Origin of the sequence: Ornithinimicrobium pekingense DSM 21552, assembly GCF_000421185.1 — a bacterium.
GTDB classification, from domain to species: Bacteria; Actinomycetota; Actinomycetes; order Actinomycetales; family Dermatophilaceae; genus Ornithinicoccus; species Ornithinicoccus pekingensis.
Genome location: NZ_ATWJ01000012.1, coordinates 28,156 through 51,426 on the forward strand (window position 1 = coordinate 28,156; position 23,271 = coordinate 51,426).

Sequence of the window (23,271 nt, forward strand, 5' to 3'; positions counted from 1 at the left end):
GTCCGTCACACGGGCAGGACCACGACCCCGTCGTCGTCGCTGACCAGCTGGGCGCCGGGGGTGAAGGTCGCGCCGCCGAAGGACACGACCACGTCGCGCTCCCCCGCCCCGGTCTTGGCGCTCTTGCGCGGGTTGGACCCGAGGGCCTTGACCCCGAGGTCCAGCTCGGCCAGCGCGGCGACGTCACGCACGGCCCCGTGGATGACCACGCCGGCCCAGCCGTTGGACACCGCCGAGGCGGCGATGAGGTCGCCCATCAGCGCGGTGTGCAGCGAGCCGCCACCGTCGACCACCAGGACGCGCCCCTCGCCGGGGGTGGCGAGGGTCGCCTTGACCAGGGCGTTGTCCTCCCGGCAGCGGACGGTCGCGATCGGACCGGCGAAGACGCGCCGGCCGCCGTACTGCCGCAGCTGCAGGTCGCAGGACTCGAGGCGCTCCTCATACTCGTCGTACAGGTCCGCGGTCCCGATCGCCGCGCTCATGCGGCACCCCCGGGCTTGACCGCGAGCACCGGGCAGGTGGCCTCGAGCAGGATGCGCTGGGAGTTGGACCCCAGGATGAGCTTGCCGACCGGCGAGCGCCGCCGCAGGCCGATGACGATGAGGTCGGCGCGGTGCTCGTCGGCCGCGGCCAGCACCTCGTCGGCTGCCGAGCGACCGCGCGAGGGCTGGACAACCAGGTGCTCCACGCCGGCTCCGCTGAGCTGCTCCTCGGCGGAGCCCAGCTGCTCCTCCGACAGCAGGCGCGGGTCGCCCGCGGCCTCGCCGCGGGAGGAGTTGACGACGACGAGCAAGGCGTCGTCCTTGCGGGCCTGGGCGATGGCGTGCTGGAGGGCGGCCTGGCCCTCCGGGGTCGGGATGTAGCCGACGAGGATAGTCATGTCTGCTCCGTGTGTGAGGGCGTGCTCTGGTCGTGGTCTGCGCGGGTCCGGCCGGTCTGGCCCGGCGTGCGGGGGCCGGGGGTCTGGTCGTCCGCGTCGCGGCCGGAGCCCCGGGCGCCACGCACCGCCCTGGCGAGGAAGGGCCACAGCAGGATGACCGCGATGATCACGTAGGTGCCGATCGCGATGGGCTCGTTGAACAGCCCGGTCGGGCTGCCGGACGACAGCTGCAGCGCCTGACGCAGCTGGCGCTCGGCGAGCGGGCCGATGATCGCGCCGATGATCAGGGGCAGGACGGGCAGGCCGTACCTGCGCATCATGAAGCCCAGGAGCCCCAGCACCATCAGCAGCAGCAGGTCGAACCACTGCAGGTTGACCGAGTAGGCGCCGAGCGTCGCGAAGAAGAGGATGCCGGCGTAGAGGTAGGGGCGCGGCAGCTGCAGCAGCTTGGCCCACGCCGGCGCCAGCGGCAGGTTGATCAGCAGCAGGAGGGTGTTGCCGATGAAGAGCGAGGCGATCAGACCCCAGACCAGCTGCGGCTCGCGCTCCAGCAGGAGCGGCCCGGGCTGGATGCCGAACTGGATGAAGGCGGCCAGCATCACCGCGGCGGTGGCGTTCGTCGGCAGGCCCAGGGCCAGCATCGGCACGAGCGTGCCGGCGGCCGAGGCGTTGTTGGCCGCCTCCGGGCCCGCCACGCCCTCGATGGCGCCGTGGCCGAACTCCTCGGGCTTCTTGGTCAGGCGCTTCTCGGTCACGTAGGACAGGAAGGTCGGGATCTCCGCGCCGCCCGCGGGCAGGGCGCCGAACGGGAAGCCGTATGCCGTGCCGCGCAGCCAGGGCTTCCACGACCGGCCCCAGTCCTCGCGCGACATCCAGGGCCGACCGACGGGGATGACCGCGGCGGAGGAGCGCTTGAGGTGGGCAGCCACCCACAGCGCCTCGCCGACGGCGAAGATCGCCACCGCGATGACGACGATGTCGATGCCGTCCACGAGCTGGATCTCGCCGAACGTCAGCCGGCTCTGGCCGGTGACCGGGTCGAGCCCGATAAGACCGATCGCCAGGCCGAGCGCCAGGGCCGAGAAGCCGCGCACCCGCGAGCTGCCCAGCACCGCGGTGACCGCGATGAGCGAGAGCAGCATGATCGCCAGATAGCTGGGGGCTCCGAGCGAGATCGCGAAGCGCACGACGACGGGGGCGAAGAAGGCGAGCAGGGCGGTGCCGATCGTGCCGGCGACGAACGAGCCGATGGCCGCGGTGGCCAGGGCCTGCGCGGCGCGCCCGGCCTTGGCCATCTTGTGACCCTCGATGGCGGTGACGACCGTGGACGACTCGCCCGGGGTGTTGAGCAGGATCGAGGTGGTGGACCCGCCATACATCCCGCCGTAGTAGATGCCGGCGAACATGATGAACGCGCTCGTCGGCTCCAGCGCGAAGGTGACGGGCAGCAGCAGCGCCACCGTCATGGCCGGGCCGAGACCCGGCAGCACCCCGACAGCGGTGCCCAGCAGCACGCCGATGCAGGCGTAGAGCAGGTTGACCGGGGTGGCCGCGGTGGCGAAGCCCTGGCCCAGGGCGTCGAGGACCTCCATCTAGAGCACTCCTTCGAGCAGGCCGGCGGGCAGCGGGATGCCCAGGCCCAGGTAGAACCCGTAGAAGCTGCCCACGGCCAGCAGCACGGAGATGACCAGGTCGCGCACGTAGTGCCGGCTGCCCAGGGCCACCACGGACCCGAAGAACAGCAGGGTGCCGGAGATCACCCAGCCCAGGGTGTCCACGAGCGCGATGTTGGCGGCGAAGACCGCGAGCAGCGGCACCACGGTGCGCCAGTCGGTCGGGTGGCTCAGGTCCACGTCCTCGCCGCCCTCGGCCTCCCCGTGCCCGCCGCGGAGGACGTCGACGGCGAGGAACACCGCGCACACGACCAGCAGGCCGGCGACGATGTAGGGGACGGTCCGGGGCCCGACCGGGTCGGACTGGGAGTAGGGGGCGTTGAGGCCGACCGCGTCGACGAGGACCAGCACGCCCAGGGCGGCCAGGAGCCCGGCGACGAGCAGCTCCGAGCGGCCGGACAGCCGGCCCGGACGGGCCGGCGCCGGGGCGCCGGTCCCGCCCGTGGTGCCGTGTGCGGTGCTCATCCCAGCCCGAGCTCCGTCAGCACGTTCGCCACCCGCTCGTCCTGCTCGGTGAGGAACTCGGCGTAGTCGTCGCCGGTGACGAAGGCGTCGGTCCACCCGTTGGTCTCCAGCGCCTCCTCCCACTCCGGGGTGGAGTGCATCTGCTCCAGGGCCGCGATCCAGGCGTCGCGGTCGGCGTCCTCGATGCCGGGAGGGGCGACGATGCCGCGCCAGTTGGTGAAGACGAGGTCGATGTCGGACTCGGTCAGGGTCGGGGCGTCGATGCCCTCGACGGGCTCCTCGGAGGAGACGGCGAGGACGCGGATCTCCCCGGTCTCGATCTGGTCCTTGAACTCGCCGGCGCCGGAGGTGGCGAAGTCGAGCTTGGAACCCAGGATCGCCGGGAGCAGGTCGCCGCCGCCGTCGTAGGAGACGAAGTTGACCTCGGTGGCGTCGATGCCGACCGCCTGCGCGAGCTGCATCGGCAGGAGGTGGTCAGGACCGCCGGGGTTGGAGCCGCCGCCGACGGACAGGCCGCCCGGGTCCTTCTTCCAGGCCTCGACGAGGTCGTCGATGGTCTCGAACTCGGAGTCGGCCGGCACCATGATCGCGCCCGGCTCCTCGATGAGCTTGGCGAGCGGGGTGGTCTCGGTCAGGGTGGCCTCGGAGTCGTTGGTGTAGCTGGCGCCGACGACGCCCAGCCCCATGAGCATGGCCAGGTCGGCGTTGCCCTCCTCCGAGACGAGGCGGGCCAGGCCGACGGTGCCGCCGGCGCCCTCGAGGTTGAAGACCTCCAGGCCGGAGGAGATGCCGGTCTCCTCCATCACCTGCGCGGCGGTGCGGGCGGTCTGGTCGTAGCCGCCACCGGCTGAGTTGGGCACCATGATGCGCTTGTCGGTCAGCGGCTGCGCCTCCGCGGAGCCGGTCCTGCCACCCCCGTCGGCCGGGGTGCCGGAGTCGGAGCCGGTCACGCCGCACGCCGAGAGGGCGAGCGCGGCACCGGCGAGGGCGGCGGAGATGCGGAAGGTCGAGCGGGTCATGGCAGGGCCTCTTCGTCGAGGGGACGGGTACGCGGACGATCCTCACCCCGGCCGCGGCGCGCGTCACCGTTGCGGTCGCAGCGGTCTTTGAGTTCTTAATGGTCACGCCGCAGACGCCTCCGGCGGGGCAGCCCGGGCGGCTCCGGCTGGCAGGATGGAGGGTGGCCCAGGCCGGTCCTGAGCCGTGCTGCGAGCGAGCAGGAAGCACGGAGGTGAGTCGTGGGACGAGGGCGTATGACGCTCGCCGGCCAGTTCCTCCTCCTGCAGCTGGTCATCGTGGCGCTGGTGGTCACCACGGTCGGCGTCCTGTCCTTCGCCCAGACCGGTGAGCAGATCCAGCGGACCGAGAGCCGCCGTGCGCTCTCGGCGGCGGAGAACCTGGCCGGCAACCCGACCGTCCGCTCCCTGCTCCCGACCGCGGTGCCGGGTGGTAGCGCCTCGCTGGCCGCCGTGGGCGAGACGGTGCGCACCGTGTCCGGCTCCGACGTCGCCGCGCTCCTGCGGCCCAACCGCACGGTGGTCGGCTCTTCGCGACCCAGCGACGTCGGTGCGACCCTGGCCGACGACCGGACGGCGCTGCCCTCCTCCCGGTCCTGGTCCGGCGCCCTGGCGGACCGGCCCACGGTGGCGGCCGAGGTGCCGGTCCTCGACGACGAGGGGACCCTGGTCGGGATCGCGCGGATCGAGCGCGACCTGCCCGCCGTGGCCGAGCGGCTCTCCCTGGCCGGACGCGGCCTGCTCGTCTACGTGGGGCTGGCGACGATCATCGGGGTCATCGGCTCGACCATGCTCGCCCGCCGCGTGAAGCGGCAGACCCTCGGGCTGGAGCCGACCGAGATCGCCGGGCTGGTGGAGCACCGCGAGGCGATGCTGCACGGCATACGCGAAGGGGTCCTCGCCCTCGACCCGACCGGGCGGGTGACGCTGATGAACGACGCAGGCCGGCGCCTGCTCGGGCTCCCCCCGGACGCCGTGGGCCGTCCGCTGGAGGAGCTCACCGACGACCCGGAGCTGCGTGAGGCGCTGACCGAGGGGTCGACGCGCGACCGGCTGCTGGTGGTGGGTCCGCGACTGCTGGTGCTCAACCGGATGCCGGTGCGTTCGCACGGGGCGGTGATCGGGTCGGTGACCACGATGCGGGACCGCACCGAGATGAAGGCGCTCGAGCGCGCCCTGGACACCTCGCGGCGCACGACCGGCACGCTGCGCGCGCAGACCCACGAGTTCAGCAACCAGCTGCACACGATCTCCGGCCTGCTCCAGCTCGAGGAGTATGACGAGGCTGTGCACTTCGTCGAGGGCATCAGCCGTCACCGCGACACCCTCTACACCCACATCACCGCGCGGGTGTCGGACCCGCCGGTCGCGGCCCTGCTGATCGCCAAGGACTCCCTGGCCAGCGAGCGGGGCGCCCAGCTTGTCGTGACCGAGGACTCGCGCCTGGCCCGGGTGGACGACGAGCTGTCCCGCGACCTGGTCACCGTGGTCGGCAACCTGGTGGACAACGCGCTCGACGCGCTGGCGGACGCGCCGGAGAAGCGTGTCGAGGTCTCGCTCACCGACGACGAGCAGGCGGTGACCGTGCGGGTGCACGACTCCGGGCCGGGGGTGAGCGAGCAGACGGCCGCCGACCTCTTCCGGTCCGGGTACACCACCAAGGCCTCCGGCGCCGTCGGCGGGCACGGTTTCGGGCTGGCGATGGTGCGGCTGGTCTGCCGCCGGCGCGGCGGGGACGTGACGGTGCACAACAAGGACGGCGCCGTGTTCGTCGCCCGGCTGCTCAAGAAGGACAAGGAGGTCGTGGCGACGTGATCGGTGTCCTGATCGTCGACGACGACTACATGGTGGCCCGGATCCACGAGGGCTTCGTGCGCCGGTGCGACGGCTTCGAGGTGGTCGGCACCGCGCACGACCCGCAGGCCGCGCTGGAGGCGGCCGCGCGCCTGCAGCCGGACCTGGTGCTGCTCGACGTCTTCCTGCCCGGGGCCTCCGGGCTGGACATCATCGCCGGCCTGCGGGAGGCCGCACCGGACATGGACGTCATCGTGGTGACGGCCGCCCGGGAGGCCGACACGGTCAAGCGCGCGGTGCGCGGCGGGGCGGTGCAGTACCTCATGAAGCCGTTCAGCCAGGCCGACCTGCAGGAGCGGCTCGAGCACTACCGACGCACGCACCGTGCGCTCGCCCCGGGTGTGACGCCCGAGCAGAACGACGTCGACCGGCTCTTCGCCACGCCCCGTCACACGCAGGCGGCGCTGCCCAAGGGCCTGAGCCCGGAGACCCTGCAGCTCGTGCTCCAGGTGCTGTCGGAGGCCGGCGGTGACCTGTCCGCGGCGGAGACGGCCGAAACGGCCGGGATCTCGCGGGTCAGCGCCCGTCGCTACCTGGAGCACCTGGCCACCACCGGCCGGGCCGAGGTCCGGCTGCGTTACGGCGAGGTCGGCCGGCCCGAGCGGCGCTACAGCGCCGGCCCGCCTACGCGGTGACGACGACCTTGCCCAGGGCGTGGCCGCCCGCGACGGCAGCGGTCGCCTCACCTGCGCGCTCGAAGGGGTAGGTCGCGCTGATCACCGGGCGGAGGGCCCCTTGTCCGACGAGCTGCGCGATCTCGGCATACACCGCGCCGGTCCGGCGGCGGGTGACGCCGCTGCCACCGACCTCCTGCGCCGTGGCGGGCGCGGCGACGCTGCGCAGCCGGCCCGGGTCGCCCAGCAGCGCTGCAGCCTCCGTCAGGACCAGGCCGCCGACGGTGTCGAGCACTGCGTCGACGGGGCCGGGCGCGGCCCGCCGCACCCGCTCGACCCAGCCCTCGCCGGAGGGGACGTGGACGGCTCCCGCCTCCTTGACGTGCGGTCCTTTCTGGGCGCTCGCGACCCCCACGACCTGCGCGCCGAGGTGCCGTGCCAGCTGGACCGCGTGGATGCCGACGCCCCCGCCGGCGCCGAGCACGAGCACGGTGTCACCGGCGCCCACCCGCAGCTCGTGGAGCGCGTCCCAGGCGGTGCCGAGCGCGACCGGGATGCAGGCGGCCTGCTCGACGCTGACCCCGTCGGGCACGACGGCGGTCTGCACGAGCTCGAGCACGGTCTGTTCCCCGAGCGCGCCCACGCCTGCGGCGCATGAGCCGAAGACCGGCGTGCCGGGGGCGAAGGTGCCTGACGGGTCGTTGACGACGGTGCCCGCCGCCTCGCGGCCCATGGCCATCGGGAAGGCCACCGGGACGGTGCCCTGGCGCTGACCGCTGCGAACCTTGATGTCGGCCGGGTTGAGGCCCGCGGCCCGCACGTCGACCAGCACCGCGCCCTCCCGGGGCCCGGGCGACGGCACCTCGAGGTAGGCCTCGACGTCTGCCGCTCCGTACCGTTCGAACCCGTAGATCTGCATCGCGTCTCTCCTGTCCGCTCAAGCCTCGGGCCACAGGGCGGCCCGCGCGAGCGCGACCGCGCGGTGGTCCTGGCGCATGCACTCGGCCATCCTGGCCCACCTGCGCAGCTCGTCGGCCGGGTCGTCGTCGCTCACCGGAGCAGCGTAGAGGTCTTGGCGTGCAGACTGGTGGCCATGGCCAGGACCATCGCGACCACGACCGACGTCGACCTCGAGCAGCTGCTGGACTTCGTCCGGCCGCGCCACAACCTGGTGCTGATCACGACCCGGCAGGACGGCCGCCCGCAGGCGTCACCGGTCACCGGCGGCGTGGACGAGCAGGGCCGGATCGTCATCTCGACCTACCCCGAGCGGGCCAAGACCGCCAATGCCCGGCGCGACCCACGGGTCAACGTCCTGGTCCTCTCCGACGACTTCGGCGAGGCGTGGGTGCAGGTGGACGGCGAGTGCGAGGTCATCGACTGCCCCGACTCGGTGGAGCCGCTCGTCGACTACTTCCGGGCGGTCGCCGGCGAGCACCCGGACTGGGACGAGTACCGCGAGGCGATGGTCGCGCAGGGCAAGTCGCTGCTGCGCATCACCCCGACGCGGTGGTCGCCGGTCGCGACCGGAGGGTTCCCCGCGCGGCTGGCGGACACCGACTGACGCCGCGGGCGCGGTCGTGTGCCAGGACAGACCGTCCGGAAGCGGCCCCGCTGCCGGTCACTGTGTCGGCCCGCGCCTGCGTCAGCCCCTGACAGCATCGACGACGACCTTTTCGCCGACACACACACATCGTGCCCGCTGCTGCAGCCGCCCCTGGCTGCCGACGGTGCGCGGGAAAGGGGCGAAGATGCCCACGTCGTCTCGATGGACCAGCAAGAGCCTGGTCATCTGGGCGCTCCTGCTGCTGGGACTGGCCGCCATGGAGTTCCCCGGAGTGTTCTTCTTCCACAAGCGAGCCGAGCCGGAGATCTTCGGCCTGCCCTTCATCTACGGCTACAACATCATCTGGTGGGCCTACATGTGCGCCGTGATGCTCTACGCCTACCTGACCCGCTGGGGCCGTGCCCCGATCGCCCCAGGAGCTGACCGATGAACGCCAACAACGTCAGCGCGGTGCTGATCATCACCGGGTTCATGCTGATCCCCCTGGCCATGGGCGCCGTCGCCAGCCGCAAGTCGCTGCCCACGACGGAGGACTTCTTCCTCCAGGGCCGGGGCATGGGCTCGGTCGCGGTGTTCTTCACGGTCGCCGCGACCTGGTGGAGCTCCTTCGCCTTCCTCGGCTCCAACGCGTCGTTCTACCTCAACGGCCCGCTCTTCTGGACCGCCCTGGCGTGGAACATCGCCTTCGGGCTCATGTACTACGTCATCGGCAAGCGGGTCTGGTTCCTGGGCAAGCGGTGGAACTTCATCACGCCCAAGGACTTCTTCAAGAACCGTTACGGCTCGTCCGCGGTGGGCAACCTCGTGGCGATCATCATGCTGGTGTTCACCCTGCCCTACCTGCAGATCCAGCTCTCGGGCGGCGCCTACCTCATCGAGGTGGCCTCCGGCGGGGTTATCCCCTTCGCCTGGGCCGCGCTCCTCTTCTACGTCGTCATCATCATCTACGTGTGGTCCGGCGGTCTGCGTGCCGTGGCCTGGACCGACATCTTCTACGGGGTCCTGCTGTTCTTCGGCATGGTCGTCGCCGGCCTGCTCATCGCGGCCGAGCTCGGCGGCCCCGCCAGCATGTTCGACCAGATCGCCACCGCCCGCCCCGAGAACCTCGTCCTGGCCGACGGCGCCTGGATGACCTGGATCGCGATGTTCGTCATCACCCCGCTCGGCGCCTTCATGGGGCCGCAGCTGTGGACCCGCATGTATGCGGTGAAGTCGGCCCGCCTGTTCGACCTCATGCCCTTCCTGCTGGGCCTGGCGGCGCTGTCCTACTTCGGCTCCATGCTCGTCGGCAACGCCGGTGTCATCCTCGAGCCCGACGCCGCCGAGCCGGACAAGATCCTGCCGATCATGCTCTACGAGTACGCCCCCTTCGTCCTGGCCTCCCTCCTCGTGGCCTGCGGCGCCGCGGCGGCCATGTCGACGGCCAACTCCCAGATCCACTCGATGTCGTCGGTCTACACGCTCGACTTCCACAAGACCTACATCAACCCCCGGATGGGCGAGCGCCAGCTCGTCTGGGTCGGCCGCTGGACGATCCTGGTGCTCTCGGCGATCGCCTACGTCATGGCGCTCTTCGTGCCCGGGCTGCTGGTCACCGTCGGCCTGGTCGCGCTGGCCGGCACCGCCCAGGTCATCGTCCCCACGGTCGGTGCTCTCTTCTGGAAGCGCTCGACGGCCACCGGCGCGATGGCCGGTCTGCTGGCAGGCGTCGGCTTCCTGGTGCTGTTCACCTTCGTGCCGGCGCTCACCCCGCCCCCGTTCGACGCCGGTGGTGGCGGCCTGCTCGCCCTCGTCATCAACATCGCCGTGTTCGTGGTCGTCTCGCTGTTCACCACGCCCCGCCCGGACGCGCTGCTGGCCACCCTCGAGGAGGACCGGGAGCTCTTCGCCGCCGAGGCCTGGGACGACGGCACCGACGGCATCGACGAGGTGCCTGAGGCGCCGGAGGCGGCCCCAACGACCGCTCGTGACGAGAGGAACGACCGATGAGCCAGGACGCAGCCTTCCTGACCGACTTCCACCACGCCGCCACGATCGGCGCCACCGACAACGACGGGGTCGACCGGCAGGCCGCCACCGACCTCGACGGGGACGTGCGCCGCTGGTTCGCGGGATGGTTCCAGGACCGCGGCCGCCGGGTGCTGGTGGACGAGATCGGCAACATGTTCGGTCTCTTCGAGTGGCGTGAGGGCGCGCCCTTCGTGCTCGTGGGGTCCCACCTGGACACCCAGCCGCTGGGGGGCCGCTTCGACGGGTCCTACGGCGTCATCGCCGGGATGCACGTGGCCGCCCAGATCGACGAGGCCATCACCGCCGGCGACCAGGAGGCGCCCAGGTACAACCTGGCCGTCGTCAACTGGTTCAACGAGGAGGGCGCCCGCTTCGCGCCGAGCGTCATGGGCAGCTCGGTCTTCGCCGGCCTGTTCGAGCTCGAGCAGATGCTCGACGTCCAGGACCTCGAGGGTGTCTCGGTGCGCAAGGCGCTGGCGGACATCGGCTTCCTGGGCTCCGACGACGGACCGGAGGCGGTCGGCTACGCCGAGATCCACATCGAGCAGGGTCGCATCCTGGAGCGTGAGGGGATCGACCTCGGCGTCGTGGACCGCAGCTGGTACACCCAGAAGCTCGACATCGAGGTGCTCGGCGAGCAGTCGCACACCGGCGCCACCGCGATGGCCGACCGCCGCGACGCCCTGGTGGGAGCCTCCGAGATCGTCCTCATGGTCCGTCAGGTCACCCAGGACTTCCCGGAGGAGGCCCTGGTCTCCTCCGTCGGCCAGCTGGTCGTGGAGCCCAACTCCCCCATCGTGGTCGCGCGCCGTGTCCACCTGGTCGCCGACCTCCGCTCCGGTGACCCGGAGATCGTCCAGCAGGCCCGCCAGACGCTGCTGGACAAGATCGAGGCGCTCGCTGCCCGCGACAACCTCGTGATCAACGTCAAGGACTTCGACGTCCGCCCGATCCGCCACTTCCCGACGGCCGGTGTCGAGCTGGCCGAGAGCGTCGTGGAGGGCCTCGGTCTGACCTCACGACGCGTGCAGACGATGGCGGGGCACGACTCGGTCGCCCTCAACACGATGGTGCCCTCGGCGATGCTCTTCATCCCCAGTGTCGACGGGGTCTCGCACTGCGAGCGCGAGTTCTCCACGGACGAGGACATGGTCAAGGGCCTGGCGGCCCTCAAGGGGCTCGTGCAGGAGATGCTGTCCGGGAAGTTCGTCGACGACGGGCGCTGAGGTGACCGAGCAGACGGGCCCGGGCGGGCTGACCTACCTCGGGGCCACGGAGGCCCTGCGCCTCTTCCGGAGCCGCGAGCTGTCCCCGGTCGAGCTCCTGACGGCGCAGATCGAGCGCACCGAGCAGGTCAACGGTGCCGTGAACGCCCTCACCGAGACCCTCTTCGACGAGGCCCTGGTGCAGGCGCGGGAGGCCGAGGACCGCTACCGCGTGGGTGGCGACCTCCCGCCGCTGCTGGGGCTTCCGGTGGCGACCAAGGAGAAGCACGCCCTGGCCGGCCGCACCCTCTCGCAGGGGCTGATGGCGTGCCGCGACGACGTGGCGACCGCCGACCACCCGGTCGTGTCGGCGCTGCGGCGTGCCGGCGCGGTCATCCATGCGCGGACCACGTCCCCCGAGTTCAGCTGCGCGACAGTGACCCGTAGCCGGCTGTGGGGTGTCACCCGCAACCCGTGGAACCTCCGGTACTCCCCCGGTGGGTCCTCGGGCGGCGCCGGGGCCGTCCTGGCAGCAGGGATGGCCACGCTCGCGACGGCCTCCGACATCGCCGGGTCCACCCGGATCCCGGCGGCGTTCACGGGGACGGTCGGCTTCAAGGCTCCGTACGGCCGGATCCCCGGGGCACCTCCCCTGTCCGCGGACCACTACCGGGGTGACGGCCCGATGGGCCGCAGCGTCGCCGACGTGCGGGCCCTGACCAACGCACTCGTCGGGCGGCACCCGGCCGACCACACCTCGTTGTGGCCGCCGCTTCATCTCGGTGGCGGAGCGGCCGACCCGACCGGTCTGCGCGTCGCCCTGAGCGTCCGCCTGGGTGACTACCCCGTGGACGCCGAGGTCGAGGCGAACACACGCGAGGTGGCGCGCGCCCTGCAGGCGGCCGGTGCCACGGTCGAGGAGATCGAGCTGCCCTGGACCAACCGGCGCCTCACCGAGATCGGCTTCACCCACTTCGGGCACATCCTCGGTCCTGCGATGGCTGCCGCGACGAAGGACCACGACCACCTCGAGGACTACACGCGCCGCTTCATCGCCGACGCCCTCGGCGCGGCGGCCCGCACCAGCTACCTCGACGGGCTCACCGCCGAGACTCAGGTCCAGGCCGAGCTCGCTGCCGCCATGGAGGGCTTCGACGTGCTGCTCTGCCCCACCTCCTGCACCCCCGCGCTCGAGGCCGACGCCGACTACACGGACGGCATCACCGTCGGCGACCAGCACCTGGACCACTACTGGCAGGCGCACCTGACGCTGCCCTTCAACATCGCCAACCGTTGCCCGGTGCTGGCCGTGCCCAGCGGCCTGTCCACCTCCGGGGTCCCGACCGGGGTCCAGATCGTGGGGCACCCCTTCGAGGACGACCGGGTCTTCGCGGTCGGCGCGCTCGTCGAGCAGCTCCGGCCCTGGAGCGCGACCTACGCCCGGATCGGCATACCTGCCGCGGGCTGACCCGACCCACCTGGCACCGCCGACGAAGTGTCTGGCCGGGCACGGGATCGGGGACAGATCGTCACCCCGTCCCCGCCCACCAGCCGCACAGACTGACACCGACGACGTTCGACGCATGCAGACAGCAAGGAGACAAGGATGACCGCAACGGTGCAGCACTGGAGCGACGGCAAGGCCTTCGCGGGAGACTCGACCCTCACGGCCCCGGTGACCAACCCCGCGACCGGCGAGGTCGTGGAGCAGGTCGCCCTGGCCAGCGTCGAGGACGCGCGACGGGTGATCCAGTCCGCCGAGGCCGCGTTCCCCGCCTGGCGGGACACGTCCCTGACCCGGCGGACCGCCGTCCTCTTCGCCTTCCGCGAGCTGCTCAACGCCCGCAAGGGCGAGCTGGCCGAGATCATCACGCGCGAGCACGGCAAGGTGCTCTCCGACGCCCTCGGCGAGGTGAGCCGCGGCCAGGAGGTCGTGGAGTTCGCCTGCGGGATCCCGCACCTGCTCAAGGGCGGCTTCACCGAGAACGCCTCGACGAAGGTCGACGCCTACTCGGTCAAGCAGGCCCTCGGCCCGGTCGCGATCATCAGCCCCTTCAACTTCCCGGCCATGGTGCCCATGTGGTTCTTCCCCCTGGCCATCGCCGCGGGCAACACCGTCGTGCTCAAGCCCTCCGAGAAGGACCCCTCCGCGGCCCTGTGGCTGGCCGAGCTGTGGGAGGAGGCCGGGCTGCCCCCGGGCGTGTTCAACGTGCTGCAGGGCGACAAGGTGGCTGTCGACGAGCTGCTGGAGAACCCGGCCATCAAGGCCGTCAGCTTCGTCGGGTCGACCCCCATCGCCCGCTACATCTACGAGACCGCCTCCAGCCACGGCAAGCGCGTCCAGGCCCTCGGCGGGGCCAAGAACCACGCGGTCATCCTGCCCGACGCCGACCTCGACCTCGCCGCGGACTCCATGGTCAACGCCGGGTACGGGTCCGCCGGCGAGCGCTGCATGGCGATCTCCGTCGCCGTCGCGGTCGGTCCCGTCGCCGACACCCTCGTCGACAAGATCGCCGAGCGCACCCGCACGCTGCGGATCGGCGACGGGACGCGCGAGTCCGACATGGGCCCGCTCGTCACCCAGGAGCACCGCGACCGTGTCTCGGCCTACATCGACGCGGGCGAGCGTGAGGGCGCGAGCGTCGTGCTCGACGGCCGTCAGGTCGACGCCGACGGCGGGAGCGACGGCTTCTGGCTGGGCCCGACCCTGCTGGACAACGTCAGCCCCCAGATGAGCGTCTACACCGACGAGATCTTCGGCCCCGTGCTGTCGGTCGTGCGTGTCGACACCTACGAGGAGGCGCTCGAGCTGGTCAACGCCAACCCCTACGGCAACGGCACGGCCATCTTCACCAACGACGGCGGCGCCGCCCGCCGGTTCCAGAACGAGGTCGAGGTCGGGATGGTCGGCATCAACGTGCCCATCCCGGTCCCGATGGCCTACTACAGCTTCGGTGGCTGGAAGGCCTCGCTTTTCGGCGACAGCCACGCCCACGGCACCGAGGGTGTGCACTTCTTCACCCGCACCAAGGCCATCACCAGCCGCTGGCTCGACCCGAGCCACGGCGGCATCGAGCTGGGCTTCCCCCAGAACGCCTGAGGAGGACACGATGACAAGCACCATCGAGGCACGGCAGACCGCTCCCGAGCCCCTGCTGGACCCGGCCCGCACCTACGAGCTGGACCGCCAGCACGTGTTCCACTCGTGGTCCGCCCAGGCCAAGATCACCCCCATGACGGTGGTCTCGGCCACCGGCAGCCACGTCTGGGACGGCGAGGGCAAGCGCTACCTCGACTTCTCCTCGCAGCTGGTCTACACCAACATCGGGCACCAGCACCCGCGCGTGGTGCAGGCCGTCCAGGAGCAGGCGGCCCGCCTGTGCACCATCGCCCCGCAGCACGCCAACGACGCGCGCTCCGAGGCAGCACGGATGATCGCGGAGGTGACGCCGGGTGACCTGGACAAGGTCTTCTTCACCAACGGCGGCGCTGACGCCAACGAGCACGCCGTCCGCATGGCCCGGCTGCACACGGGTCGCTACAAGGTCCTCACCCGCTACCGCTCCTACCACGGGGGCACCGACACGGCGGTCAACCTCACGGGCGACCCCCGGCGCTGGCCCAACGACTACGCCAGCAGCGGCGTGGTGCACTTCTTCGGTCCGTTCCTCTACCGCTCCCGGTTCCACGCGACCACCGAGCAGGAGGAGTGCGACCGCGCGCTGGAGCACCTCGAGGAGACGATCCGGATGGAGGGCCCTGAGACGATCGCGGCCATCCTCCTGGAGTCCATCCCCGGCACCGCCGGCATCATGATCCCGCCGCCGGGCTACCTCACCGGGGTCCGCGAGCTCTGCGACCGCTACGGGATCGTGCTCATCGCCGACGAGGTCATGGCCGGATTCGGCCGGTCCGGGCGCTGGTTCGGGGTCGACCACGACGGTGTCGTGCCCGACCTGCTGACCTTCGCCAAGGGCGTCAACTCCGGCTACGTCCCGCTCGGCGGGGTGGCGATCAGCCCTCGGATCGCGGCGACGTTCGACGAGCGCGTCTACCCCGGTGGCCTGACCTACTCCGGGCACCCGCTGGCGACGGCAGCAGCGGTCGCCACCCTGCAGGTGATGCAGGACGAGGATGTGGTCGGCGGGGCCGCCCGCCTGGGCGAGGAGATCATCGGCCCCCGTCTCCGGCAGATTCTCGAGTCCCACCCCAGCGTCGGCGAGGTGCGGGGCGCCGGGGTGTTCTGGGCGCTCGAGCTGGTCAAGGACCGTCAGACGCGTGAGCCGCTCGCACCCTACGGAGGGACGAGCGAGGCGATGAACAGGGTCGTGGCCGAGTGCAAGGCCAACGGGCTGCTCCCCTTCGCCAACTTCAACCGCATACACGTGGTGCCCCCGTGCACCACGACGGCGGAGGAGGTGCACGAGGGTCTGGACATCCTCGACCGCGCGCTGACCCTCGCGGACGACGCCATCGGCAGCTGACCGGGTGAGCGTCGCAGGCAGGCTCCGTATGCCGCATACGGGGCCTGCCTGCGCTCAGGTGCTGGCGCCCCCGCGCGGCCTCGGAGGTACTGTGGGGCGGGCACCGAGGAGGAACGTGGTCGAGCACGACGGGCGGGACCCCCGCGCACCATCCGCGGAGCTTCCCGCGCACCGGCTCACCGTCCGCGACCTTCTCGACCTCCCGTCCCTGCGGGCCGGGCTGCCGGAGATCCTGACCGGTCACGCCCGGCTCGACAGCCCGGTCCGGTGGGTGCACGTGACCGAGTCCCGGTCGGCGGCCCGCTTCCTCGAGGGAGGGGAGGTCGCTCTCACGACCGGTGCAGACTGGCCGGACGGGGACGAGCTCAGAGCCCACATCGGCGGCATTGTCCGCGCGGGTGCGACGGCCATCGTCCTGGAGCTGGGCAGCCGCTACGACGAGGCACCCGCTCCTGCGGTCGAGGTGTGCACGGAGGCCGGCCTCCCGTTGATCGTCCTGCACCGCGAGGTGCAGTTCGTCGCGGTCACCGAGGCGGCGCACCGCCTGCTGGTCGCCTCCCGCGTCGCAGAGCTGGAGGCGCGCGACCGGATCCAGGCGCTCTTCGCCGAGCTCAACCGGCTCGGCTCATCCCCCTCGACCGTCGTGGCCGAGACGGCGCGCCTGCTCGCCAGCCCGGTCGTGCTGGAGGACGTCGCGCACCGGGTGGTGTGCTGCGCCCCGCACGACCGGTCCGAGGGCGAGGTGCTGACGGACTGGGCCACCCGGTCACGGACCCTTGGCCAGGACGACCAGGCACGCGTCGTCGACGTGGCCGCACGCGGACGGCGCTACGGGCGGCTGGTGGCGCTCGGTGTCTCGCCGGACCTCACCGACTCGGTGGTCGACCTCGTGCTCCTGCAGGCCACGCTGTCCCTGTCCCTGGGGGTGATGGAGAGCGCCGGTGCGCGTCACAGCTCGTGGGACACCGTTCGCCACCGCCGGCTGCTGCGCATGCTCACCGAACGTGACTTCACGTCCGCAGGACACGCCATGGCTGCGTTGAAGGCCGCGGGGCTCACGGTGGACAACCGGGTGCTGTCCGCGCTGGCCTGGACCGTCGTGGCGGACCCGGTCTCCGGGCGTACGGTGCGCCCGGATGACGTCCGCGAGGTCGCGAGCCGCGTCGCGGGCCAGCTGCGGATGGGGCTGCTGTGCGCGCCGGAACCGACCGTCGGGGGCGGCTACGTCGGTCTCGTCAGCGTGGACCCGTCAACGCGGGCCGCCGAGGAGTTCCTCGACGAGTTCGCGGCGCGGCTGCGAGCGGGCCCCCTCCCGCTCGACCTCCTCGCCGTCGGAGGCACCGTCGGTCCTGGCCACGACGTCGACGGCCTGCTGGTGGCCCTTGCTCGGGCGCGCGAGCTCATCGAGACCGGGCGACCCGGCACCCGGGACGTGCTGCGCGCTCGTGGCACCGAGATCGACCTGCTGACCAGCCAGGTCCCGTCCACCAGCCTCCAGGGCTTCGTGGACAAGATGCTCGGGCCGGTCCTGGCCTACGACGCGCGGCACGACAGCGACCTCCTCCTGGTGCTGGAGACCTACCTGAGGCACCCCAACAACCGGACCCTCGCCGCCCGCGAGTCCCACCTGTCGCGCAGCGTGTTCTACCAGAGGTTGGAGCTGCTCGAGTCCCAGCTGGGCCGTGACCTGCGTGACGGCGCCGTCATGGCGGCACTGACGCTGGCGGTCTCGGCATACCGACAGTCCGAGCGCTGAGCCACGACGGCGCCGCGTCCCACATCCGCGAGCACTACGGCTCCGTCCCAGGGGGTGACGTGGTCGGGTTCGTCATGACGCTGACGGTCAGGCCGAGGTACGCAGTCGCGCCCACAGCAGGGCGACGTGCAGCGCCGCCCGCGACTCCGCATCGTCGAGGGACACACCCAGCGCCGTCTCCAGCCGCTCCAGCCGGGCGTACAGGGCCTGACGGCTCAGGTGCCCGGCACGGGCGACCTCGCTCTTGTTGCCGCCGTGGCGCAGGTAGAGCGCGAGGAGCTCCATACCCCAGGGTGGGTGCCCGGTGAGCAAGGGCCCGAGCTCGGCCTCGGCGAAGGTCCGCACCCGCGGGTCGTCGGCCAGCAGGGCGACCAGGCCGCGCAGGCGGATGTCGGAGAACCGGTAGAACGGCAGGTCGCGCGTCTCCGTGGCAGCGGCCGTGCGGGCGACCTGCGCCGCCTCCCGGACCCCGAAGGCCGCGCCGTTGAGCGTGTCCCGGGCCGGCCCGACCCCCACGGTCCAGGCGACACCCCCGCCGGGACCCGCCCGGTCCGCGTCCCGAGTGACGGTGCGGTCCGCCCGCGACCGGACGCGGGCCACCACCTCGGTCAGCGCCGTGTCGACGTCGGCCGTCTCCCGCAGCCCGAGGAGGAGGGCGAAGGTCCCGCTGCGCAGGCTGGCCGAGAGCACCACCGGCGCCAGGGGCCGTGCGGCGCCGATCCACTCCTCCTGCGCGACCCGCTCACGCAGCTGGAGCAGCGTCAGGTCCCGCTCGGGCCCGGAGGACATGTGGACGACGAGCGGCACGTAGGTGCGGGCCGGCGCAAGACCCAGGCCGTCCGCCCGCTCCTGCGCCTCGTCCTCGGTCAGGTCACCGGCCATGAGGGCCTGGAGGAAGCCGGCCTGCGCCCGGTGAAGCAGGTCTGCCTGGTCACGGGCCGCCATGCGGGCGAGGGTCAGCGCCTGGGCCGCGCGCTCGAGCACCAGCATGTCCCCCGCGTCGTCCGGGTCCACCCATGGCGCCACGAGGCGGCCCCACACCGACCCGGCCGCCCCGACGACCTGCCCGGCCCAGGCCGTGCCGTCCGTCTCGTCCGGCCGGCCGGCGGAGGCGGTCTCACCTGTGTCGGGGTCGGGTCCGGCGCTCAGCAGGACACGGTGCGCGACGTCCTCGAGCAGCACCGGCCCCTCCAGCAGACGGGCGGTCGTCTCCACGATCTGCTGCTCGTCCGCGCCGTCGAGGTTGAGCTGGGTATAGATCTCGTGCACCTGCCGGGAGCGCTCGAGACGGGCCAGCTGCTGACCGATGAGCAGCCGGTGTCCCGCCTGCGTGACCCGGACGAACTTGATGCGTCGGTTCAGGAGCACGATGGGCATCGTGAGCCCGCGCACCGCCTGCCTCAGGGTCGCGACGGCCGCACCGTCGGGAAGCCCGGACTCGTCCACGAGCTCGATGAGCGCCGCGGCGGCTCCACCCGCCTCCAGCCCGGACAGGAACCGACGGAGGCGCGTCGTCGAGGTCCGGAAGCCCGCGGCGGTGCTCAGCACCAGCTCCCCGCCCTCGATCAGAGCACCCACGCCCTCGGTGTCCGCGACGTGCACCCAACGCACCGGTCGGTCCAGATCGGCGTGCCCGTTGAGGACCTCCGGAGCGCCGCGGCGAACCTCCTCCAGCTCCAGAAGCATGCGGAAGGTCACCACCTCGTCGTTGCTGCTCAGCCCGGCCACGTGGACAGTGTGTCACTTCTGGGCCGGTGATCCGTGACACTGTGACCCTGTCCTTGGCGAGGGTTCGCGGCCACACTCGACCTACGTCCCGGTCGGCGTGCCGCCATCTGCAACGGGACCGCGGCCTGCTCGCCGGGCTGCCGGTCCTGGACGAGGCGCCCCTGGCGGACGCGCACGTGCAGTGACCCGCCGACCGTCCGCCGCACGCTTCGTACACCGAAAGAGGAGAACACCGATGTTCGGTCTGCCCGCGACGACGACGGCCATCATGGTCGGCGTATTGGGTTTCTGGGTGGTCTACACCCTCGTCTTCTACTTCACCACCGGCGGCTGGTCGGTCGAGGACGTGGACAAGGACACCGGCGAGGTGACCCGATGAGCATCGAGCTGGTGTTCCTCGTCCTCTACTTCGCGGCCATGCTCGGCATCGGTGTCTGGGCCGCCCGCCGCAAGAGCGCGACGACCGAGGGCTTCCTGCTCGCCGACCGCAGCCTGGGCCCGGCGGTGACCGCCCTGCGGCTGCAGAGCTCCTCGATGTCGGGCTACATGTTCCTCGGCGCCGGGTCCCTCGGTTACTCCCAGGGCTACTTCGGTATGTGGTACGCGCTCGGCGACGTGGGCGGCGGGGTGCTCAACCTGTCGATCCTCGGCCGCCGCATGCGCAAGCTGTCGGCGATGCTGGGCTCGATCACCTCGATCGGCTACCTGGAGCACCGCTACCCCTCCCCCTGGACCCGGGCGATCGCCGCGGCGGTCGCGCTTTTCTGCATGTTCTTCTACGTCCTGGCCCAGTTCCTGGCCGGCGGCCAGGGCCTGGCGATGGTCACCGGGCTGTCCGTCGACGTCTCGATGATCATCGCGGTGAGCGTCATCATCGGCTACACCTTCCTCGGCGGCTACCTCGCCGTCGCCTACACCGACTTCGTCCAGGCCATCGTCATGGTCATCGGGATGCTGTGGATCCTGGTCGCCACCCTGCAGTACGTCGGCGGTCTCACCGCCGGCCACGAGCAGCTCGCGGCCGTCGACGCGGACCTGCTGACCATGTGGGGCGTCGACCAGCAGTACCTCGGCGAGTGGGGCGTGATCATCGGCGCGGTGCTGATCTTCTCCATCGGCTACATGGGCTGGCCGCACGTCAACGTCAGCCACATGGCGATGCGCCAGCCGTCCGTGGCCCGCCGGGCCGGTCTCTACGCGACGGGGTTCAACCTCGCCTTCATCCCGGCGGCCTACCTGATCGGCATGATGGCCCTGGTCATCGTCCCCAACCTGGACAACCCCGAGCTGGCCATCTTCGAGGTCGCCGCGACCGTCCTGCCCTCCTTCGCGCTGGGCATCGTCATGGCGGCGATCATGGCCGCCATCATGTCGACCGCCGACGCCCTCCTCCTCCAGGCCGGGACCATCGCCTCCCACGACCTGTGGGGCCGGTTCCGCAAGGGGGCGGTCGACGAGCGCAGCTCGGTCAACGTCTCCCGCATCACCGTGTTGGTGCTGGGCGTCATCGGCGTGGTCCTGGCGATCACCGAGCCGCCCGGTGTGTTCAGCATCGTCGTCTTCGCGACCAGCGTGCTGGGCGCCGCGTTCGTCCCGGTCTACGTGTGCGCGGTGTGGTGGAAGAAGGCGAACACCCCCGGGGCCCTGGCCTCGATCGTCGTGGGCACCGTCGCCGCCGTCACCGCGCAGCTGACCGGGTCCAGCGACAGCATCGGCTTCGACCCGATGGGCATCGGCATCACCTGCTCGGTGATCGCGATCGTCGTGGTCTCCCTGCTCACCCAGCGCTCCTCACCGGTGCCCGAGCACGTGCTCGTCGCGGTGGAGGAGGCTGCCCGGGTGCGCCCGGTCCCGGCCCGCCTCGCCGCCGGCGAGGACCCGACCCTGGCCTCCCAGCTGCCCGACCTCGACCGCCGGTGACCGCCGTCCGGAGCGGGCACGGCACGGACCTGGTCTGGCCCGCTGTCGTGCCCGCCGAGGCCGCGGTCCGCACCGTCGCCCGACGGCTGCCCCCGGGCGCGCAGCTGTCGGCCCGCCTCTACCACCACCCCTTCGCAGGTATGGCGTTCCTCTGCGGCACGGACACGCGGCGGTCGCGGTGGCTCGCTCCGGCGCGGCCGCTGCTGGCCTCGGTGCTGGTCGACCTCGTCAGCGGGCGCGCCTTCCTGACGGACCCGTGGGACGCCGACGAGCTGACGACCCGCGCCGCTGCACTCAGCGCGTCGTCGGGCGATGCGCTCTGGAGCGAGGCCGCCCCGGTCCTGCGCGACCCCGCGCCGAGGGTGACCGAGGACGAGGCGGTCGCAGCCGGTCACGCCCTGCTGCCCGGGCTGCTGGCGCGCCGCCGCCGGCTCGACCTGCTCGAGCGCGCCGAGCTGACGCAGACGCCGGTCCGCTTCGGCAAGCCCAACTGGTGGGTCACGGGCCGGTCGGGCGAGCGCACGGTCGAGGTCGTGGTCGACGCGCTGAGCGGACGGCACTACGTCCGGTCGGCCTGAGCTCCCCCGCTTCCCGGCCCCCCGGTCACGGGTGGGTATGGAGATGGTCAAGATTTGGTCTAGACCCGTGGGTAACCCTTGCGCCGTCCCATCCTGGTTCCGGTACTGATGGATTCCCGCCGGTGTCACGGCGAGGCCACCCTGTCGAGGAGGTCTGCATGTCTGATCGACCAGTGCCCATGGCGGAGCTGTGGGAGTGGCAGTACGACGGCCTGTGCCGCACCACGAACCCCGACACCTTCTTCCACCCCGAGGGAGAGCGCGGCCCGTCGCGCCGGCTGCGGGACGCCCGCGCCAAGGCCATCTGCGAGCAGTGCCCGGTCATCAGGCAGTGCGCCGAGCACGCGCTGGCGGTCCAGGAGCCCTACGGCGTGTGGGGCGGGCTGACCGAGGAGGAGCGCGAGGAGGTCTACCGGGAGCGCTCCCGCCCACGCATCGCCTGAGCTGCCTGCGGACGCCGCACCGGGAAATCGCGGTGCAGCGTCTCGATCAGCTCGACCACCGCCACGCTGTCGAGCGGGTCCACGACCGGCGGCGCACCGTCCCGCACGGACGCGGCGACGCCGCGGTAGAACGCCGCGTAGTCGCCCGCCTCCATCGGGACCGACACCTCCTCACCGGTGAGCCCGAGCACGCCCACGTCGTCCCCCTGCCGGTGGCCGAAACCGGGGTCGCCGGGCGCGCGCCCCTGACGCAGCTGTTCCTCCTGCGGGTCGAGCCCGCATGACGTGAAGCCGGCCTCCGAGCCCAGGACCCGGAAGCGGGGGCCGAGCTGGGCGGCGACCCGGCTCATCCACAGGTGGGAGACCGCACCGCCGTCGTGCTGCAGCGCGACGAAGACGTCGTCGTCGGCGCCCTCACCCTCGCGCTGGTGCAGCAGCTCGGCGTGCAGCACCGTCGCGGGCCCCAGGAGCTGCAGCGCCTGGTCGATGACGTGGGACCCGAGGTCGTAGAGGACCCCCGCGCCGGTGGCCGGACCGGCTGCCTTCCAGGCCTTGCTCTCGCTGGCCCGCCACGTCTCGAACCGTGACTCGAACCGTCGCACCGTCCCGAGCGCACCCTCCTCGACGAGCCGGCGCAGCGTGAGGAAGTCACCGTCCCACCGCCGGTTCTGGAAGGGGGTCACTGTCCGGCCCACGCGCTCGGCGAGGTCGACCAGCGCCCTCCCCTCGGCGGCCGTGACCGTCATCGGCTTGTCCACCACCACGTGCAGCCCGGCCTCGAGCACCGCCGCAGCCTGGTCGGCGTGGCGCTCCGGCGGGGTCGAGACGACGACGAGGTCGAGGCTGCCCGCGTCCTGCAGCAGGGTGGCAAGGTCTGGCACCACCCGCACGCCAGGATGGTCGGCTCGTGCCTCCTCCGCGCGACCGGCGTCGCTCGTGACGACGGCGTCGACGGTGAAGGCATCGTCGGCGGCCAGGAACGGGGCGTGGAAGGTGCGGCCGCCCAGGCCGTAGCCCACGACGGCGGTGCGGATCGGGGAGGGCATCCCCCGACGCTAGGCCATCGCCCGCGTCGCCG

22 protein-coding genes are annotated in these 23,271 nt (G+C 71.9%); 14 read left to right on the top strand and 8 right to left on the bottom strand.

Annotation, left to right across the window (positions count from 1 at the left end; translation table 11 throughout):
- Positions 1–5: 5 nt before the first annotated feature.
- Genes rraA through K330_RS0113070 form a run of 5 tightly spaced genes read right to left on the bottom strand, consistent with a single transcriptional unit; the run spans position 6 to position 4,037 of the window.
- Positions 6–482: a ribonuclease E activity regulator RraA gene (rraA, locus tag K330_RS0113050; protein ID WP_022922261.1), complete on the bottom strand. Its 477-nt coding sequence runs from the start codon at positions 480–482 to the stop codon at positions 6–8.
- Positions 479–880 carry a universal stress protein gene (locus K330_RS0113055; protein WP_022922262.1) on the bottom strand — a complete coding sequence of 134 codons (402 nt, stop codon included), beginning with the start codon at positions 878–880 and terminating at the stop codon, positions 479–481. Before K330_RS0113055 ends, rraA begins: the two co-directional genes overlap by 4 nt.
- Positions 877–2,472 carry a tripartite tricarboxylate transporter permease gene (locus K330_RS21185; protein ID WP_022922263.1) on the bottom strand — a complete coding sequence of 532 codons (1,596 nt, stop codon included), beginning with the start codon at positions 2,470–2,472 and terminating at the stop codon, positions 877–879. Before K330_RS21185 ends, K330_RS0113055 begins: the two co-directional genes overlap by 4 nt.
- Positions 2,473–3,018 (bottom strand): tripartite tricarboxylate transporter TctB family protein, encoded by a 546-nt coding sequence (locus K330_RS0113065; RefSeq protein WP_022922264.1) that lies wholly within the window; start codon positions 3,016–3,018, stop codon positions 2,473–2,475.
- Positions 3,015–4,037: a Bug family tripartite tricarboxylate transporter substrate binding protein gene (locus K330_RS0113070; RefSeq protein ID WP_022922265.1), complete on the bottom strand. Its 1,023-nt coding sequence runs from the start codon at positions 4,035–4,037 to the stop codon at positions 3,015–3,017. Before K330_RS0113070 ends, K330_RS0113065 begins: the two co-directional genes overlap by 4 nt.
- Before the next feature lie 234 nt (positions 4,038–4,271).
- Between K330_RS0113070 and K330_RS0113075 the strand changes: the two genes are divergently transcribed.
- Both K330_RS0113075 and K330_RS0113080 read left to right on the top strand, forming a co-directional pair.
- Entirely contained in the window at positions 4,272–5,849 is a 1,578-nt protein-coding gene (locus K330_RS0113075; protein ID WP_022922266.1) for a sensor histidine kinase, read from the top strand.
- Positions 5,846–6,523 (top strand): response regulator, encoded by a 678-nt coding sequence (locus tag K330_RS0113080; protein WP_022922267.1) that lies wholly within the window; start codon positions 5,846–5,848, stop codon positions 6,521–6,523. Before K330_RS0113075 ends, K330_RS0113080 begins: the two co-directional genes overlap by 4 nt.
- Here K330_RS0113080 and K330_RS0113085 read toward each other — a convergent pair.
- A complete protein-coding gene (locus K330_RS0113085; protein ID WP_022922268.1) occupies positions 6,513–7,421 on the bottom strand; it encodes an NADP-dependent oxidoreductase in 909 nt (302 codons plus the stop codon). The two genes, K330_RS0113080 and K330_RS0113085, sit on opposite strands and share 11 nt — an antisense overlap.
- Before the next feature lie 174 nt (positions 7,422–7,595).
- Between K330_RS0113085 and K330_RS0113095 the strand changes: the two genes are divergently transcribed.
- The 8 genes from K330_RS0113095 (at position 7,596) to K330_RS0113130 (ending at position 17,524) form a co-directional block, all read left to right on the top strand.
- A complete protein-coding gene (locus K330_RS0113095; protein WP_022922270.1) occupies positions 7,596–8,066 on the top strand; it encodes a PPOX class F420-dependent oxidoreductase in 471 nt (156 codons plus the stop codon).
- A 187-nt stretch (positions 8,067–8,253) separates the two neighbouring features.
- A complete protein-coding gene (locus K330_RS23710) occupies positions 8,254–8,499 on the top strand; it encodes a hypothetical protein (protein WP_022922271.1) in 246 nt (81 codons plus the stop codon).
- Entirely contained in the window at positions 8,496–10,058 is a 1,563-nt protein-coding gene (locus K330_RS21190) for a sodium:solute symporter family protein (protein ID WP_022922272.1), read from the top strand. The genes K330_RS23710 and K330_RS21190 overlap by 4 nt, the downstream gene beginning before the upstream one ends.
- On the top strand, positions 10,055–11,305 hold the full coding sequence (locus tag K330_RS0113110) for a M20 family metallo-hydrolase (protein ID WP_022922273.1): 1,251 nt from the start codon (positions 10,055–10,057) through the stop codon (positions 11,303–11,305). The genes K330_RS21190 and K330_RS0113110 overlap by 4 nt, the downstream gene beginning before the upstream one ends.
- A gap of 1 nt (position 11,306) precedes the next feature.
- Positions 11,307–12,752: an amidase gene (locus K330_RS0113115; RefSeq protein ID WP_229665835.1), complete on the top strand. Its 1,446-nt coding sequence runs from the start codon at positions 11,307–11,309 to the stop codon at positions 12,750–12,752.
- A 138-nt stretch (positions 12,753–12,890) separates the two neighbouring features.
- A complete protein-coding gene (locus K330_RS0113120; RefSeq protein ID WP_022922276.1) occupies positions 12,891–14,384 on the top strand; it encodes a CoA-acylating methylmalonate-semialdehyde dehydrogenase in 1,494 nt (497 codons plus the stop codon).
- Between the two features lie 10 nt (positions 14,385–14,394).
- Complete coding sequence (locus tag K330_RS0113125) at positions 14,395–15,768, top strand: aspartate aminotransferase family protein (protein ID WP_022922277.1); 1,374 nt, start codon at positions 14,395–14,397, stop codon at positions 15,766–15,768.
- Between the two features lie 115 nt (positions 15,769–15,883).
- Positions 15,884–17,524, top strand: coding sequence for a PucR family transcriptional regulator (locus K330_RS0113130; protein ID WP_022922278.1), 1,641 nt, complete (start codon positions 15,884–15,886; stop codon positions 17,522–17,524).
- 87 nt (positions 17,525–17,611) lie between these two features.
- Here K330_RS0113130 and K330_RS0113135 read toward each other — a convergent pair whose 3' ends face one another.
- Positions 17,612–19,252, bottom strand: coding sequence for a PucR family transcriptional regulator (locus K330_RS0113135; RefSeq protein ID WP_022922279.1), 1,641 nt, complete (start codon positions 19,250–19,252; stop codon positions 17,612–17,614).
- 235 nt (positions 19,253–19,487) lie between these two features.
- Between K330_RS0113135 and K330_RS23715 the strand changes: the two genes are divergently transcribed.
- The 4 genes from K330_RS23715 (at position 19,488) to K330_RS0113160 (ending at position 22,193) form a co-directional block, all read left to right on the top strand.
- Positions 19,488–19,631: a hypothetical protein gene (locus K330_RS23715; protein ID WP_022922281.1), complete on the top strand. Its 144-nt coding sequence runs from the start codon at positions 19,488–19,490 to the stop codon at positions 19,629–19,631.
- Positions 19,628–21,172, top strand: a complete 1,545-nt coding sequence (locus K330_RS0113150; protein WP_022922282.1) for a sodium/proline symporter — start codon at positions 19,628–19,630, stop codon at positions 21,170–21,172. The genes K330_RS23715 and K330_RS0113150 overlap by 4 nt, the downstream gene beginning before the upstream one ends.
- On the top strand, positions 21,169–21,750 hold the full coding sequence (locus K330_RS0113155) for a hypothetical protein (RefSeq protein WP_022922283.1): 582 nt from the start codon (positions 21,169–21,171) through the stop codon (positions 21,748–21,750). The genes K330_RS0113150 and K330_RS0113155 overlap by 4 nt, the downstream gene beginning before the upstream one ends.
- A gap of 158 nt (positions 21,751–21,908) precedes the next feature.
- On the top strand, positions 21,909–22,193 hold the full coding sequence (locus tag K330_RS0113160; RefSeq protein WP_029202648.1) for a WhiB family transcriptional regulator: 285 nt from the start codon (positions 21,909–21,911) through the stop codon (positions 22,191–22,193).
- Here K330_RS0113160 and K330_RS21195 read toward each other — a convergent pair.
- Complete coding sequence (locus K330_RS21195) at positions 22,160–23,239, bottom strand: Gfo/Idh/MocA family protein (RefSeq protein ID WP_022922285.1); 1,080 nt, start codon at positions 23,237–23,239, stop codon at positions 22,160–22,162. The two genes, K330_RS0113160 and K330_RS21195, sit on opposite strands and share 34 nt — an antisense overlap.
- Positions 23,240–23,271: the final 32 nt, after the last annotated feature.